Source organism: Staphylococcus sp. HMSC14C01 (assembly GCF_001808085.1).
GTDB lineage: Bacteria > Bacillota > Bacilli > Staphylococcales > Staphylococcaceae > Staphylococcus > Staphylococcus hominis.
This window is the reverse complement of record NZ_KV792011.1, coordinates 38,209-54,426: the sequence shown is the minus strand read 5'-3', so window position 1 is coordinate 54,426 and position 16,218 is coordinate 38,209. Positions and strand designations below refer to the sequence as shown.

The window sequence follows — 16,218 nt, the reverse complement described above, 5'->3', positions numbered from 1 at the left end:
ACTAATTATTTAAAAGTATGTCATAATAACACGTGAAATACAATTAAAATTATCTTTATTTTTAATTTTTCTAAATATAGACAAATTTTCAATATTCATGTTATCTGATACATCAGTATTCTCATCATAAAAAAACACTGATAAATTAGTGACATACTAATTTATCAGTGTGGTGAATATGATTATTTATTTTGAGCGTTGTTATATTTTGTGCGTTCAGCATCGCGTAATTCAACACGACGAATTTTGCCAGAGTTTGTTTTTGGTAAATCTTCTACAAATTCAATCGCACGTGGATATTTATATGGTGCGACTACTTTTTTAGAGAAAGTTTGTAACTCTTTCACTAAATCATCACTTGGTTTATAGCCCTCTTTTAAAATAATAAATGCTTTAACAATATTGCCACGAATTGGATGTGGACTTGCTACAACTGCACATTCTTTTACCGCTTCATGATTTGTGAGTGCATCTTCAACTTCGAAAGGTCCAATAGTATAACCAGAACTAATAATAATATCGTCACGGCGACCTTCAAACCAGAAATAGCCATCTTCGTCGATATGTGCTAAATCTCCAGTAATGTAATAATCTCCTGCATGTGCCTCTTTTGTACGTTTCTCATCTTTAAAGTAACCTTTAAATAATCCAGGGAAATCAAGTGGTAATGCTATATTACCTTTTACATTTGTATCCACTTTGTTTCCATCATCATCAACAACTGCTACACGACTACCCGGAATAGCTTTACCCATAGAACCAGGACGTGGTTCTGTATCTTTTAAGAAACCAATTAGTAGCGTACTTTCTGTTTGTCCATATCCGTCACGCACTGTTAAATTAAAATGTTTACGGAATTGTTCAACTACTTCTCTATTTAATGGTTCCCCTGCAGATACTGCACTGTGTAAATGATCTAAATTGTATTGATCTAAGTTATCTAATTTTGCCATCATACGGTATTCTGTTGGTGTACAGCAAAGCACATTAATTTTAAAGTTTTGTAATAGTGATAAATAACGGGAAGGATTAAATTTACCATTATACACAAATGCTGTCGCTCCTGATCCCATAATAGATAGGAATGGACTCCATACCCATTTTTGCCAACCAGGTGCAGCTGTTGCCCACACTAAGTCATCTTCTTTTATAGCTAACCAATGTTCAGGTGCCATTTTCATATGAGCATATCCCCAACCATGAGAATGTGTAACAGCTTTTGGATTACCTGTAGTTCCAGAAGTATAAGATAAAATAGCAACATCATCTCTTGTTGTATTGGCTATGTCTAATGCATCACTTTGCTTTGCTTTTTCATCTTCAATACTAATCCAATTCTCTTCATTTCCATTAATCACAAATTTTGTTAATTCATTATATTCTTCTATATCTCTAAATTCTTCTATAAAATCAGCTAATGCAATAACTGCATTAATTTCTCCATGTGTAATACGATATTGTAAATCCTTTGTTCTTAACATTTCAGAACTTGGGATAATTGCAATACCTAATTTTAATGCTGCAATATAAAGTTCATACGTGATGATAGCACGTGGCATCATGATTAACACTTTATCGCCTTTTTTTAGTCCATGGTTTAATAATACATGGCCTACTTTATTAGCGTTCTTAATTAATTCAGAGTATGTAACACTAATGGGTTCTTCTACACCATTTTCATAAATAATTGCTTGTTTATTTTGATTTGAAGCATGTTTTTCTATTTCAGATACAATATTATATGTCTCTGGTGCTAATAAATTTAAATGATTCATTACTTTATTTTCCTTCCAATTTTTAGGTCTTCATTGTTCATAAAATCATACATCTTAATTTCATGCAATTCTATGCGGTATTTGTTTTAAATATAAAAAAGATTAAGTTTCTATACCAGTATATTACTTTTTTAGAAACTTAATCTTTGAATATTAAATATATTATCTATATCAACATTCATTTCTAAATTAGCAAGTTCTATTCTTACATTATAAGATAAATCGCGATTAACTATTTTATTATCGACACCTTGTTTAGTGCCTCTTTTTTTATGCGTTTTATCATAAGCGGCTGAACTTTGCCAATCATAGAACGATTGTCGATCTTTCCATAACGTCAAAATAATATAATGACGATGCTTAGTTTGAGGACGTAAAAAACGTAAAGCTTTGAATCCTGGCACATCTTGTAAATATTTAGTGCGCTTTAAAAATTTAGATTCAAATTGAGGTTCATTACCTTCATTAACAAACAAGTGATTTAAAACACACATTGAATCGTTTGTTAACTCATTTATTGACTCAAGTACTGTATATAATTGAACATCATTATTTTTTTCGATAGACATAGTCTGATCTTCTTTTTCTTCTATGACATATGTTTTATAACTATCAGTTAAAGTCATTTCTTTGTTCCTTCATTTCTTAACTAGCTTTAAGCTATCATTTTTTATTTTTGCTATTCACATCTATCTTCCTTCATATAACGAAAGGGAACGTTTAACAATTTCTAAGAATTCATGATCTAACATCGACATCTTAGAAAAGTAATCAAGTATATTTTCAGCAAGATATTCATGTTTTGGAAAATCTTGGTCTTGATTTATCCATGATGCAAGTTCACCTAATGGGGTCTTATCATCAATAAATCCTTGCATAAAATCATAGAAACTCATCAACTCACCCCAATATCTAGATATAGAATAATACTATCATGACACATTCTTTAATACTAGAATATCAACTCGACTTCTACTTTAAAAATGTAAATTGATTTCTTATAAATATATAGTATGACTGCTTATTCAACAGTTAGATAGTTTAATACCACAGCACCTACTGCTTCTGCTGCAACTAACATACTTGATTCATCAATCGTAAATTTAGGATGATGATGTGGATATGCTTTACCCTTTCTAGGTTTTGCTCCAGAATATATAAAAGTACTTGGCAATGTTTTAGCATAAAAAGCGAAGTCTTCAGATGGCGGTTGAGGTTCGCATACTTCTATGCCTTTAACATCAGCTAATTTTGCTTGGTTAATGGTTTCTGCAACATATTCAGTAAAGTCAGGATCATTATACAATGCAGGATAATCTTTACTAAATGTAAATTCACAATTTACACCAAATGTTTCTTCCAAACCATGAACCATTTGTTTTAAAGCCGTTTCAATACGATCGCGTGTAGCATCTGTCAAAGCGCGAACGTCACCTTCAATGGTTATTTTATCTTTAATCACATTAAATTGACCTTTACCATCAAATGATCCAATTGTGACGACACCCGTTTCAAATGGATTAAGGCGACGTGAGACCACTGTTTGAGCGGTAGTAACGAAATTAGCTCCCGCTACAATCGCATCATTTGCAGTATGCGGAGAAGAACCATGTCCTCCTTCACCTTTTACAATTAATTTAAAGTAAGAACGTCCTGTTTGAACGTTACCCTTATGATAATAGACTTTACCAGGAGCCATATTAGTCATCACATGGGTGCCTAAAACATGATCAACGCCATCCAATACGCCATCTTCAATCATACCTTTAGCTCCACCAGGTGGCATTTCTTCAGCGGGTTGATGAATAACAATTACTTTGCCACTGAACTGAGATTTCATTTCTATCAATGTTTCTGCCAAAATAAGCATATATGCTGTATGTGCATCATGTCCACACGCATGCATGACTCCCTCGTTTTTAGAAGCAAATGATAAACCAGTATCTTCTTGAATGGGAAGCGCATCAAAATCTGCTCGAATAGCAATCGTTTTCCCAGGTTTACCACTATCTATCGTTACTTTTACACCATTTTGTCCTATATTTGTTTCTACCTTACACTCTTTATCTTTATAAAAATTAGCAATATATTTGGGTGTCTCAGTTTCATGAAATGATAACTCAGGATATTCATGTAAATGTCTTCGAATCTCGATCATACGCTTTTCCTTATCTTGTAAACGTTGCACTAAATCTTTAATCATTTCATATCACTCCTTCTCTGTCATTCATTATATGCCTTTACGTATTAAAAATGTTGTAGAAGGGGATATTTAAAATAAAAAGGTTAGAATCATCTTTGATTCCAACCCTTATTTCATATAACTATCTTATTAATGTTTATAGTATGGATCGAATTCCATTGCTCCAGCATTCTCGTCACTAACACCATGTTTATAGTAATCAACATATTGTGGTTCTAATGGTTTTTTACCACGAATGATATCAGCTGCTTTTTCAGCGAGCATTAAAACTGGTGCATGAATATTACCATTAGTAGTGCGAGGCATAGCAGATGCATCAACAACACGTAAATTTTCCATGCCATGTACTTTCATACTTAATGGATCTACAACTGCCATCGGATCTGACGCTGGCCCCATTTTAGCACTACAAGAAGGATGTAAAGCAGTTTCGCCATCTTTACGTACCCAATCAAGAATTTCTTCATCTGTTTGTACAGATGGTCCTGGTGAGATTTCACCACCATTATATGGATCCATCGCAGGTTGAGATAAAATATTACGTGCTACTCGAATTGCTTCAACCCATTCTTGTTTATCTTCTTTTGTTGATAAATAATTGAATACAATACTTGGTTTTTCAAATGGATCTTTTGATTTAATTTTTAAACTACCACGTGAATTTGAATACATAGGACCAACATGTACCTGATATCCATGCGCCACTGGTGCTTTTTGACCATCATATCTTACAGCAATTGGTAAGAAATGGAACATTAAATTTGGATATGCAACTTGATTGTTAGATCTAACAAAAGCACCACCTTCAAAGTGGTTTGAAGCTGCTGCACCTTTACGTGCAAATATCCATTGTAATCCAATCCAAGGCATACGTTTTACATCTAAGCTTGGTTGTAGTGAAACAGGCTGCTTACATTTATGTTGAATATATACTTCTAAATGATCTTCGAAGTTTTCTCCAACACCAGGTAAGTGCATGCGTGGTTCTATACCTTTAGATTTTAAGAATTCAGAATCACCGATACCAGACAATTGCAACAACTGAGGTGTATTAAATGCACCACCTGAAAGAATTACTTCACCAGCATTCACAGTATGAAGTTTACCATTACGTTTAAACGTTACACCTGTAGCTTTCTTACCTTCAAAATGGATTTTAGTAACAAATGCACGTGTTTTAACTGTTAAATTTTTACGCTTCATTGCAGGACGTAAATAGGCACGTGAAGCTGAAACACGACGGCCATTATGTACTTGACTATCAAATGGACCAAAGCCTTCTTGTCTATATCCATTGACGTCGTTTGTTTTATGATAACCTGCTTCAACACCTGCATCGAAGAATGATTTAAATAATGGATTTGTGGCTGGTCCACGTTTTAATTTAATCGGACCGTCATGTCCTCTATATTTATCATATGGTGCAGCTCCAAATGTTTTTTCTAGTTTTTTAAAATAAGGTAAACAATGTGCAAAGTCCCAAGTTTCCATTCCTTCTGGTTCAGCCCAGCCTTCATAATCCATTGGATTACCACGTTGATAAATCATACCATTAATTGAACTTGAACCACCTAATACTTTACCTCGAGCATGGTCTACCTTACGTCCCATATGCGGTTCTTCTTCAGTTTGGTATCTCCAATCGTAAAATGGATTTCCTGAAGGAAACATCAATGCTGCAGGCATTTGTATAAATAAATCCCATGGATAATCACTACGTCCTGCTTCTAGTACAAGTACTTCTTTATTTTTATCTTCTGACAAACGATTTCCCAATACTGATCCAGCGCTTCCTCCGCCAATAATTACGTAATCATATGATTGATTTTTACTCATATATTGTCGTCCTCCTATAAAAATATAAATCTTCTATTTAAATACAATTTAGTTTGATTTGATACATCTTTATACTTCAAAATAAATGGACCGTAAAATAATACGCCTACGGTCCTTTATAGTTAAATTGTAAAAGTTATTTACTAAAGAAATTTACAGGTTCTGGATTTCTATTTGTAAGAATATGTTTAGAGATTAAATATTCTTCTAATCCTTCTTTACCTAACTCACGTCCAATACCAGATTGTTTATAACCACCCCATGGCGCTTGAGCGAAGTAAGGATGGAAGTCATTAATCCAAACTGTGCCTAGTTTTAATTTATTAGCTACACGTTGTGCTTTTCCTATATCTTTAGAAAATACTGCACCTGCTAAACCATAAATTGAATCATTAGCGAGTGCAATCGCTTCTTCTTCATTATCGAACCCTTCTACTGTAACAACAGGGCCAAACACTTCTTCTTGAACAATTCTCATATGAGTATCGCAATTAGTGATTACAGTTGGTTCAAAGAATAAACCATCTTTTAAATCTTCATCGTCTGGACGCTTTCCACCAGTCGCAATGGTTGCACCATCTTCTTTAGCTACTTCCATATATTTTTCAATTTTATCTCGATGTTCTGGAGAAATCACTGGACCCATTTCTGTATCACTATCAAATCCATTACCTAATTTAATTTTTCCAACACGTTCAATTAATGCTTTTTCAAATTTATCTTTAATATCGTTATGCACTAAAATTCTTGAACCTGCTGAACAAACTTGACCTGCATGGAAATATCCGCCATTTAATGCTTGATCTACAGCTAATTCAAAATCAGCATCATCAAAAATAATATTTGGATTCTTTCCGCCAAGCTCTAATGCAATATTAGTTACATGATTTGCAGCATTCTTCATAATGTGTTTACCAGTTTCAATTCCACCCGTAAATGATACTAAATCAACTTCTTTATGACCTGATAATGTATCTCCTACTTCTTCACCACTACTTAATATTAGGTTGATAACCCCTTTAGGGAATCCAACTTCTTCCATTAATTCAAATACACGAATTGTTGTTAATGGCGTAATTTCACTTGGTTTCATTACTAATGAGCAACCAGTTGCTAATGCAGGTGCAATTTTCCATGAAGCTTGTAATAATGGATAATTCCAAGGCGTAATTTGTGTAACTACACCTACAGGTTCTTTGACAAGTTTACTTTCAGTGTTAGGTATTGGAGAATCAATAATTTCTCCTCCGTCTTTATCCGCTAAACCTGCAAAATAATTAAACACATTTGCAATATCATCCATATCTGCATAAGATTCCTCTAATGTCTTACCAGTATCTAGCGTTTCTAATTTGGCTAATTCATCACGATTTTCTGTAATTTTATCAGCAATTGCTCTTACTTTTTTACCTCTGACTTCACTTGTTTCGTGTGACCACTCACCATTTTCAAATGAACGACGTGCTGCTAAAATAGCCTGTTCTGCATCTTCCTTAGTCCCTTCAGTAACAGTAAAAATCACTTCTTGATTATATGGATTAATAATATCTCTAGTATTTTTGTTAGCGCTCTCTACCCATTCACCATTGATATATTGGCGATTAGACAATGCTTTTACAAGTTCCATCATACTACCTCCGTTAAGTTTGTTAAATTTTTATTTAACGAATTTTACAAAAGTAGCGTATCATACTTTTTAAGTCATTGCAAAAATCATCTTTATATATTTTTTTATATCATTTTAAATATTGTGGGAATTAAAATTGACTTTTGAAACTCTTAAGAAAAAATCATATAATGAGTGAGAATGTAAAATTTGTGTTAATATTTCACATCTTATGAAGATGAAATTAAGTGAGGTGCAATATGAGCAATTCTTATAATATTAATCAAAAAATAGAGGAAGCGAAAGATTTAGTTATTAACTCAATTGGTGAAACCATGGATTTATATGGTACAAACCGTAGTGTTGGTAATCTTTACGGTACGATGGTTTTTGAAGGTAGTATGACGCTTGATGAAATGCGTGAACATTTACAAATGAGCAAACCTAGTATGAGTGCTGGTGTAAAAAAATTGCAAGAATACGATATCGTTAAGCAACAATTTACCCGTGGCAGTCGCAAACAACATTTTATAGCCGAGAAAGATTTCTTTAATTTTTTTCGAAACTTTTTCACACAAAAATGGGAACGTGAAGTCGATACAAATTTAGAAGCGACGAAAAAAGCAGAAAACATTCTTCAACACATAATACAAACTAATAATTTAAGTGAAGAAGAAAAAGAAAAAATAGATAGTATACAATCCCAATTGAACCACACAAAATTATATTGTAAATGGTTAGAAAATTTAAGCTATGCAATTGAATCTGGAGACATTTTCGAACATTATCCTATACCAAAAGAAGAAGATTTATAACTTACTTCATTATCAATATGATTCAAAAATCCTCAGAAATTAGATTTATTATCTAATTTCTGAGGATTTTTAAATGTACTATCATTTTTTACATTATAAATTATCGTCTTCAGGGTCTGATTTAACTTGAACAATACGAAGTGAACGGCGCTCTACTTCTTTTAGTTTATCTGCTCTTGTTTCCAGTTTAATCCGATCTTTATTAAGTGTGATAATAAAGGATATCATCATAAACGTAAATATAAATAGAAGGGGTACACTTGCTAATAATGAAGCAGTCTTTAATACTTCAAGAGCTCGTTCTCCACCAACTAACATAAGGGAGAAAGGTAATAGACATAAAGCAAAAGCCCAGAATAAACGATTCGCTTTTAATGGTTCCCCTATTACCTTCTTCTGAGAAGCAGCCGCTAAAATATAAGAACCTGAATCAAATGTCGTTGCTAAGAATAAAAATGCAGATATTAAGAACAACACTATAATTAAAGAACCAAATGGCAATTGATGCATAACTTCTATAATTGTTGCTTCAGTACTATGTTTATTTAAAAAATCAACCACATTAAACTGTCCACTAATTTGTAAATAAACAGCATAATTACCAAAAATTCCAAAGAATAAGACACATCCCAATGTACCATAAGCAATTGTTCCTAATATGACTTCTTTGAGACGACGACCTTTTGAAATTCGAGCAATAAATAAACCAATAAATGGTGCATATACAAGCCACCATGACCAATAAAATATCGTCCAATCTTGAGGGAAATTTGTTTCATTACGGTTTCTAATTCCACCAAATGGCTCCATCCAAGTTGCCATATGGAAGAAATCTCGCATCATATTCCCAAAACCAGTTAAAGTTGTTTCCATAATAAAGATTGTTGGACCTACAATAAATACAAATGCAAGTAATAAGAATGATAACCATACGTTAATATCACTTAATTTTTGTATTCCTTTTTTCAAACCAGTATAAGAACTAATTGCAAAAATGACTGTGATTGTGAAAAGTATAATTGAGCGAATAACCATATTGTCTCCATCTATACCTGTTAATCGTTCAATTCCAGAAGAAATTAATGGCACACCTAATGCTAAAGAGGTTGCCGCTCCTCCTAATAGTCCAAATATAAATAAGATATCTACTAATTTACCTAAAAACTTATCAGTTTGTCCTTTCAATACTGGACGACAGGCTTGACTAATTTTATATACTGGTTGTTTCTTTACAAATACTAAATAGCCAATAGGCAAAGCTGGTAATACATAAATCGCCCATACAATAGGTCCCCAATGGAACATACCATATTGCGTTGCATATGTAAGAGCCTCATCAGTCATTCCTTTAGCACCATTTGGAGGTACCTGATAATAGAAGGCCCATTCGATAACACCCCAATAAAGAATATCTGAACCAATACCTGCACAAAATAGCATTGCAGCCCAACTAAAATTATTGAATTCAGGTTTATCACTTGCTTTTCCTAAAGTCACATTACCGTATCGGCCGAAAGCAATATAGAGTACAAAGGATAAAACGACTAAACCTATAAATAAGTAAACAGATCCTATCGAGTTAGAAATAGCACTATTTATATCAGTAATAACTTTCTCACTTGCACTTGGAAAGACCATCATAGGTATAACTGCTGAAAGCAAGACAATAACAGTACCTATAAAGGTGGGCCAATCCATTATTTTTTCTTTTTTCAACTAAGATCCTCCTTTGAATATTATATGTACGACTTATATTTTATTTACGTGAATGATTCACATGATGACAATATCTAAAATTAAATAAAAATGCAAATTACATTCATAAAATTATTTGAGCAAAACTGAATATTTATATATTTCATCCCATTTAAACTATCGAAAAATTAACTATATCAGTAGTGTTAAATTAAAAATGAACGTTTTAAACAAATTTTAAATTATAAATTTTGAATATTTATTCACTTTTGATGAATATATATTTTTTTGAAATTCTCTGTTTTCAAATTAAAAATAAGAGAAGAATGCAATTCATAATAGAATTCACATTCTTCTCTTCAATATTCGAAATGGCACAAAAGGTCTTCTCAATCTATTAAATTTTCACGAAACTTTAAATCATTTATATGACTAATACCCTATTATAAACTAATATCCTAATATTATTTTTATTATAAAACCAACCATAACTGAAACACCTATTGCAAAGAATCCTGGAATAATAAAGCTTGTAGGTCGTGTACGTCCTGTTTCATCTAAATTAACTGCGAATAATAACGTTGGTTGCGCAGGTATAACAAAGTTAACATTTAATGTTTGTACCATTGCTACAAAATACATGGGTGGAATTCCCATACTCATGACGATAGGCACCATAATCGATGCTGTTGCTGTTTGTGAAATAACAATCATCGCTACTACAGCTACAAGAATAATCACAAGCCAGGGCATATGTTGAATCGTTTTGCCAACATCATTTTGTATGATATGTAAATTATGAGGTGCGTTAAATACTGTCGCACCTAACCAACCAGGTCCGAGTACTGCAAATAATGCACCAATAGCAGATTGTGTAATATTTGAAGATAGAATATCACTCGTATTCACTTTCAACATCAATAAATTAATTGCTGCACTTAAATACATAAAGAATTGTACAATCTCTGTCATTGATACAGTGACATCTTTTCCATTGACATTAAATGAAGGCATGAATTGAGGAAAAATACCAAACGTAAGAATACCAAACACACACAAAATAAATGCTAAAACACCTATCTTTACTCTAGTAGAAAAAGCATGATTTACATCAACGTCAGGTGTATGAGCAATTTCACTTTCAGTAATTGTATTTTTACGTCCTACAAACGTACAAAATATACTTAACATAAACATAGTGATTAATGATGTAGGTAAGACAATACTCAAATATTGACCCATTGAAATTTCATGACCTGCAAGTACTGAAATAACGTAGGCTGTTGCAGATGCAGCTGGACTACAAAGTAAAGCCAAATTAGCAGTTAGTACTGAAGCAATCAGTGGTCGCTTAGGTTGGATTTTAGCTTTTACTGCGGTTTGAGCAATAATAGGTTCTAGTGATAAAGCAATATTTGCAGTCCCTACTCCAAATACGAAGACAAATACAATCATAGGCGCAATAAAAATAATTGATTTTGGAAATCGTTCAATGATTTTCGAAGCAAGATAGACAAGATAATCAATTCCGCCTGTAGCTTGTAGCGTTCCTCCAGCTATACCAATTGCCAGAATAATTAGTACTGCTGTAACAGGGGCAGAACCAGGAGGAAGTTGAAATCCAAATATCATAATCAGTTGGGCCACAATAGCAAAAATACCACAGCCTAAAGCACCTGCTGTGCGCAATCCTAGCATAATGGCTACAATCATTATGATAATTTCTACTATAAACAGTAGCATTATAATAACTCCTAACTTTAAATAGTTCATGTGAATTTTTTAACATATCTATTTTATCACTTTTATTTGTTAAAAGTATATAATTGCATAAAGTTAATTAATATAAATATTTTGATAAGAAAAAACCTTTAAAAATCAAAAGGATTCTTAAAGGTTTATCAATATTTATTGTTTTTTATAATCTTCTTTGAGTGATGCACGACCTTCTTCATCATATACTACGTCATCATCGGTATGCCCTTTTGCCATTTTAAGATTTTTCTCAATACGTGCTTCTTCTTCTTTTTTAGAACGACTTCTATAAAAGCGTTCCTCAAAAAGTGAACCCCAAATGAGACCAAATATGACGCCAATCGTAATTACCACAATTGCGATCACTAGGATCCATTGAAGTACTCCTAACGCCATTGTGAATCACCACCTTTATATTTGAACACTATAGGAATTAGTAGTTATATATTTCCCTTTATAAAGTGATTTAAATCATATTAAATGTAATTTTTAAAAATAAAAAAGAGCAAGTTAGAATTCGTTTTGAATTCATATACTTGCTCTTTTAAATAACGTTATTTGTTTAAATATCTTAGTCATTATTTTACATTAATTTTTAAATAGTTCATTTCCTTAAATTATGAAATGTAATTGTATGAACTTGCTTGACTTGCTGAAATTGTACGTGTAGATACTACACCTACGCCTTGATAGTTCATTTCAGATACTGTAACAGAACCATCACTATTTACACTTTCAACATATGCAACGTGACCATAACCACCTTGAGTCGTTTGCATTACAGCACCTGCTTTAGGTGTATTGTTTACAGTATAACCAGATTGCGCTGCTGCGTTAGCCCAGTTATTTGCATTTCCCCAAGTATTACCAATTGTGCCACCAACTTTGTCATATACATAATATGTACATTGACCCCAAGTATAGTAATTCGCACCTGAATTTGTTTTACCTGAGAATGCTTGAGTTGAAGCAGTTGATTGTGTTCTTGGTGCACTTTGAGTTGTAACTTTTACATTACTATTTGATGTTGACGCAGTGTTAGCGCCTAATCCACCTGTCGTATTATTAGTTGTATAAGATTGATTGTTGTTTGTTGTATATGAATAATTGCTATTGTAATTATAGTTATTATTATTGTAATTATTATAGTTAGATTGACTATTATTTGAATCATTAGTGTGATTTAAACGATCAGGACTCCAATTACCTTGCCATGTGTAATGATAGTTACCTTGTTGATCAATTGTATAAGAGTAGCTATATGAAGTTGGGTCATTAGGGTTATATCCATTATTTTCCGCTGCATGTGCGTCATGATGCGCAAATCCAACTGTAGCGATTCCGGCTGTGGCGATAGTTACTGTAGCGATTTTTTTCATAATTAAATATCCTCCTAGAATTTTAAAACATTCTTCTTTTATTTATCACGTGGCTACTTTCAAATGACATCTCAATATTAAATTACTTCGAATTATTTTTTCTCGTTAATTAACGACAAGACATACTTTATCAGATAAACAAGCGTTTGTGGGCGTTGTTAATACCTTGTAATTGAATCATAATAATACGACGGTTTTTGTAATTAAATCTCTCTTTTGTTACATCATCAAAACACTTTAATATCAATCTTTTTATCAATTTAATCAACAGTGTCATTACAAATGATGTAATATATCTGATTATTTTAAATATGTTTTATTTCATAACATAGGGGAATATTATTTATTATTTTCAAGAATGTATAGCAAAAAACGAGTGAGATAACATTCATTTTGAATTCGTTATCTCACTCGTTTGGTTATTCATTAAATATATTGGTGTTCTTTTAAGTAATTAAGAATATGTTCAACTGATTCATCTATACTTTGTGTTTCAGTATTAATAGTTATTTCAGGATGTTTTGGCGCTTCATAAGGTGCACTAATTCCTGTAAATTCTTTAATTTCACCTGAACGTGCTTTTTCATATAAACCTTTAGGGTCTCGTTTCTCACATTCTTCTACACTACACTCCGTATATACTTCAATGAATTCTCCGTCTTCTAGAATGTCACGTACTTCATCACGATCTTCTCTATATGGAGAAATAAATGCAGTAATTGCAATTGTTCCTGCATCTACAAGCAATTTACTTACTTCACCGATACGACGAATATTTTCTTTACGGTCTTTTGGACTAAAACCTAAGTTTTTATTTAAACCGTGACGGACATTATCGCCATCTAATCGATATGAATGTTTACCTTCTTCAAATAAAGCCTTTTCAAGTGCCACAGAGATTGTTGACTTACCAGAACCAGATAAACCTGTAAACCAAATGACAGCACTTTTATGATCATTTTGACGTTGTCTATCTTCTTTAGTTACTTCTGAATCATGCCATGTAATATTTGTTGATTGACTCATTTTATATACTCCCCCAAATTACTTTTGTCTTAATCCTTTAATTAATACTTCTGCAACTTCAGGTCTTGAGAATTCTTTTGGTAATGATTCGCCATTACGTAATTTTTCTCTTACTTTCGTACCACTTAAATGTACATGGTCTGATGCATCATGTGGACACGTTTTAGCTGTAGCCATATTGCCACATTTTTCGCAGTAAAATGCATGTTCAAATTTTAAAATATGAATATCTAATTCATCTTCAAATTGAGAGATAAGCTCTTGTGCTTCATAAGTCCCATAATAATCACCAACACCTGCGTGATCACGTCCAACAATAAAATGTGTACAACCATAATTTTTACGAACTGTAGCATGTAAAATTGCTTCACGTGGACCTGCATAACGCATCGCTGCAGGATAGATAACTAAACGTGCTCTATCTTTAGGAAAGTAATTTTTCAAGATAGCTTGATAACTTTCCATACGTACATCTGCAGGGATATCATCTGCTTTAGTTTCGCCAACTAAAGGATTTAATAATAAGCCATCTACAATTTCTAATGCAGATTTTTGAATATATTCATGTGCACGGTGGACAGGATTACGTGTTTGGAATCCGACTACTGTTTTCCACCCTAAGTCTTTGAATAATTGACGTGTTTCAGCAGGATCTAAATGATAATCTGAAAATTCATCATGTTTAGGACGATTTACTAATTGAATAGGACCTGCTAAATAAACATTTCCTTTTTCATATACTTTTTTGACACCTGGATGGGCTTCTTCAGTCGTACCATAGACATTTTGAGCTTCTTTTTCTTTATCATACGTATATTTTTCTTCAAGATTTAAAGTACCATAAAGTACGCCATCTTCACCATATAAAGCAATATCATCACCAATATTAAGTTCATTCGCTTGTGCCTCAGTGACAGGTAAAGTGATAGGAATACTCCATACTAGTCCATTTTCAAGATGTGTATCTTCAACAACTTTTTTATAATCCGCTTCTCCCATAAATCCAGTAAGTGGACTAAAACCACCAATAGCTATTAATTCTAAATCTGAAATTGACCAAGGATTTAAAGTTAATGATTTAAAAGCGTTCGCTTTTTCAATTAATGCTTCTCTTTCTTTTCCTTCTACAACTCGATTAATTAACTCTCCACCATGTGGCTTAATTGTATAATTGATAATATCTTCATTTGTTGGCATCGTTGATAACTCCTTTTCTAATTATTTTGATTAGTTTACTCGGCTTTATTTATAAGAAAAAGACAATTTTTTGTTACGAATAATAGTAATAATAACTAATACAATAATCGCACAAATAATTGCGAATCGAATAACATTTGTCACTGTAGTGTCTTGGATGAAATACGTCATTAAAGCATTACTATTTGTAAAAATAATAAGACCACCTACACAAATTGCTAAAATATTAATGGGTAATATTTTAGTTAAATAGGCTGAAATTGGTGCGGCAATCATACCGCCTATACTTAATGCAATGACAAACCACCAATTAATTTGAGTAAATCCTAAAAAGATAATAAAACTTAATGATGTTGAAAGTGTTACAAAAAATTCACTTGCAGACACTGTACCAATGGCATAGCGTGGTTGAATTTTACGACTTGCAAGTAACAACGGTGTATTGACTGGTCCCCAGCCTCCACCACCGATGGCATCTAGAAAACCAGCAACGGCTCCTTGTGGAACAAGTTTCGCACTACTAAGTGTGCCTACGTGTGTATGAATGGCTTTGTGACGTTTAAATAAGAACTGATACAAAATATAAAAACCCATTGAAAGTAAGAATAGTGCTATATAAGGTTTAATATAGTCACCATGTATTTGAGTTAATAATGCTGCACCGATAAATCCACTGATTGATCCTGGTATTGCGAGTTTCAACATGGTTGGCTTATGTACATTTTCAAATTTCCAATGTGATGTACCAGATGCAGCAGTCGTTGCTATTTCTGAAAAATGTACCGTTGCTGAAACAATCGCAGGTGCTATGCCGTATGTTAATAATATAGATGATGAGGAGGCACCGAATCCCATTCCGAGTGATCCATCAACAAGTTGTGCTAAAAATCCAGCTAATGCAAATATAAACAATTTTCTCATATATCACATA

At 32.7% G+C, this 16,218-nt stretch carries 14 protein-coding genes; 1 reads left to right on the top strand and 13 read right to left on the bottom strand.

Going from position 1 to position 16,218, the window contains the following annotated elements:
- Positions 1 to 182: 182 nt before the first annotated feature.
- The 6 genes from mbcS to betB all read right to left on the bottom strand — a co-directional run bounded on the left by mbcS (position 183) and on the right by betB (position 7,441).
- Positions 183 to 1,775 carry an acyl-CoA synthetase MbcS gene (gene mbcS / locus HMPREF3131_RS00670; RefSeq protein WP_070436328.1) on the bottom strand — a complete coding sequence of 531 codons (1,593 nt, stop codon included), beginning with the start codon at positions 1,773 to 1,775 and terminating at the stop codon, positions 183 to 185.
- Between the two features lie 131 nt (positions 1,776 to 1,906).
- The gene (locus HMPREF3131_RS00665) at positions 1,907 to 2,401 is read right to left on the bottom strand and encodes an antibiotic biosynthesis monooxygenase family protein (RefSeq protein WP_070436327.1); all 495 of its coding nucleotides are present in this window, start codon (positions 2,399 to 2,401) and stop codon (positions 1,907 to 1,909) included.
- Between the two features lie 63 nt (positions 2,402 to 2,464).
- A complete protein-coding gene (locus HMPREF3131_RS00660; protein ID WP_070436326.1) occupies positions 2,465 to 2,671 on the bottom strand; it encodes a sterile alpha motif-like domain-containing protein in 207 nt (68 codons plus the stop codon).
- 125 nt (positions 2,672 to 2,796) lie between these two features.
- Positions 2,797 to 3,978, bottom strand: coding sequence for an amidohydrolase (locus HMPREF3131_RS00655; protein ID WP_070436325.1), 1,182 nt, complete (start codon positions 3,976 to 3,978; stop codon positions 2,797 to 2,799).
- A 129-nt stretch (positions 3,979 to 4,107) separates the two neighbouring features.
- On the bottom strand, positions 4,108 to 5,814 hold the full coding sequence (gene betA, locus HMPREF3131_RS00650) for a choline dehydrogenase (protein ID WP_049419640.1): 1,707 nt from the start codon (positions 5,812 to 5,814) through the stop codon (positions 4,108 to 4,110).
- A 136-nt stretch (positions 5,815 to 5,950) separates the two neighbouring features.
- Positions 5,951 to 7,441, bottom strand: coding sequence for a betaine-aldehyde dehydrogenase (betB, locus tag HMPREF3131_RS00645; protein ID WP_070436324.1), 1,491 nt, complete (start codon positions 7,439 to 7,441; stop codon positions 5,951 to 5,953).
- Between the two features lie 239 nt (positions 7,442 to 7,680).
- Here betB and HMPREF3131_RS00640 point away from each other — a divergent pair, with 239 nt between their 5' ends.
- Positions 7,681 to 8,235: a choline uptake/conversion transcriptional regulator CudC gene (locus HMPREF3131_RS00640; protein ID WP_070436323.1), complete on the top strand. Its 555-nt coding sequence runs from the start codon at positions 7,681 to 7,683 to the stop codon at positions 8,233 to 8,235.
- Positions 8,236 to 8,328: 93 nt separating this feature from the next.
- Here the strand turns inward: HMPREF3131_RS00640 and HMPREF3131_RS00635 are convergent, their stop codons facing one another.
- The 7 genes from HMPREF3131_RS00635 to HMPREF3131_RS00605 form a co-directional block, all read right to left on the bottom strand.
- The gene (locus HMPREF3131_RS00635) at positions 8,329 to 9,951 is read right to left on the bottom strand and encodes a BCCT family transporter (RefSeq protein ID WP_070436322.1); all 1,623 of its coding nucleotides are present in this window, start codon (positions 9,949 to 9,951) and stop codon (positions 8,329 to 8,331) included.
- Positions 9,952 to 10,380: 429 nt separating this feature from the next.
- A complete protein-coding gene (locus HMPREF3131_RS00630; RefSeq protein ID WP_070436321.1) occupies positions 10,381 to 11,673 on the bottom strand; it encodes an anaerobic C4-dicarboxylate transporter family protein in 1,293 nt (430 codons plus the stop codon).
- Between the two features lie 165 nt (positions 11,674 to 11,838).
- On the bottom strand, positions 11,839 to 12,081 hold the full coding sequence (locus tag HMPREF3131_RS00625; protein WP_017175447.1) for a hypothetical protein: 243 nt from the start codon (positions 12,079 to 12,081) through the stop codon (positions 11,839 to 11,841).
- Between the two features lie 221 nt (positions 12,082 to 12,302).
- Complete coding sequence (locus HMPREF3131_RS00620) at positions 12,303 to 13,064, bottom strand: CHAP domain-containing protein (RefSeq protein WP_049379420.1); 762 nt, start codon at positions 13,062 to 13,064, stop codon at positions 12,303 to 12,305.
- Between the two features lie 426 nt (positions 13,065 to 13,490).
- On the bottom strand, positions 13,491 to 14,090 hold the full coding sequence (gene cysC / locus HMPREF3131_RS00615) for an adenylyl-sulfate kinase (RefSeq protein ID WP_048761799.1): 600 nt from the start codon (positions 14,088 to 14,090) through the stop codon (positions 13,491 to 13,493).
- 18 nt (positions 14,091 to 14,108) lie between these two features.
- Positions 14,109 to 15,287, bottom strand: coding sequence for a sulfate adenylyltransferase (sat, locus tag HMPREF3131_RS00610; protein WP_048761802.1), 1,179 nt, complete (start codon positions 15,285 to 15,287; stop codon positions 14,109 to 14,111).
- A gap of 45 nt (positions 15,288 to 15,332) precedes the next feature.
- The gene (locus tag HMPREF3131_RS00605) at positions 15,333 to 16,208 is read right to left on the bottom strand and encodes a sulfite exporter TauE/SafE family protein (protein WP_048761805.1); all 876 of its coding nucleotides are present in this window, start codon (positions 16,206 to 16,208) and stop codon (positions 15,333 to 15,335) included.
- Positions 16,209 to 16,218 lie beyond the last annotated feature (10 nt).

Excerpts from the sequence above, each read along its gene's own strand:
- mbcS (WP_070436328.1), bottom strand. The coding sequence starts at position 1,775 with ATGAATCATTTAAATTTATTAGCACCAGAGACATATAATATTGTATCT.
- HMPREF3131_RS00665 (WP_070436327.1), bottom strand. The coding sequence starts at position 2,401 with ATGACTTTAACTGATAGTTATAAAACATATGTCATAGAAGAAAAAGAA.
- HMPREF3131_RS00660 (WP_070436326.1), bottom strand. The coding sequence starts at position 2,671 with ATGAGTTTCTATGATTTTATGCAAGGATTTATTGATGATAAGACCCCA.
- HMPREF3131_RS00655 (WP_070436325.1), bottom strand. The coding sequence starts at position 3,978 with ATGATTAAAGATTTAGTGCAACGTTTACAAGATAAGGAAAAGCGTATG.
- betA (WP_049419640.1), bottom strand. The coding sequence starts at position 5,814 with ATGAGTAAAAATCAATCATATGATTACGTAATTATTGGCGGAGGAAGC.
- betB (WP_070436324.1), bottom strand. The coding sequence starts at position 7,441 with ATGGAACTTGTAAAAGCATTGTCTAATCGCCAATATATCAATGGTGAA.
- HMPREF3131_RS00640 (WP_070436323.1), top strand. The coding sequence starts at position 7,681 with ATGAGCAATTCTTATAATATTAATCAAAAAATAGAGGAAGCGAAAGAT.
- HMPREF3131_RS00630 (WP_070436321.1), bottom strand. The coding sequence starts at position 11,673 with ATGCTACTGTTTATAGTAGAAATTATCATAATGATTGTAGCCATTATG.
- HMPREF3131_RS00625 (WP_017175447.1), bottom strand. The coding sequence starts at position 12,081 with ATGGCGTTAGGAGTACTTCAATGGATCCTAGTGATCGCAATTGTGGTA.
- HMPREF3131_RS00620 (WP_049379420.1), bottom strand. The coding sequence starts at position 13,064 with ATGAAAAAAATCGCTACAGTAACTATCGCCACAGCCGGAATCGCTACA.
- cysC (WP_048761799.1), bottom strand. The coding sequence starts at position 14,090 with ATGAGTCAATCAACAAATATTACATGGCATGATTCAGAAGTAACTAAA.
- sat (WP_048761802.1), bottom strand. The coding sequence starts at position 15,287 with ATGCCAACAAATGAAGATATTATCAATTATACAATTAAGCCACATGGT.
- HMPREF3131_RS00605 (WP_048761805.1), bottom strand. The coding sequence starts at position 16,208 with ATGAGAAAATTGTTTATATTTGCATTAGCTGGATTTTTAGCACAACTT.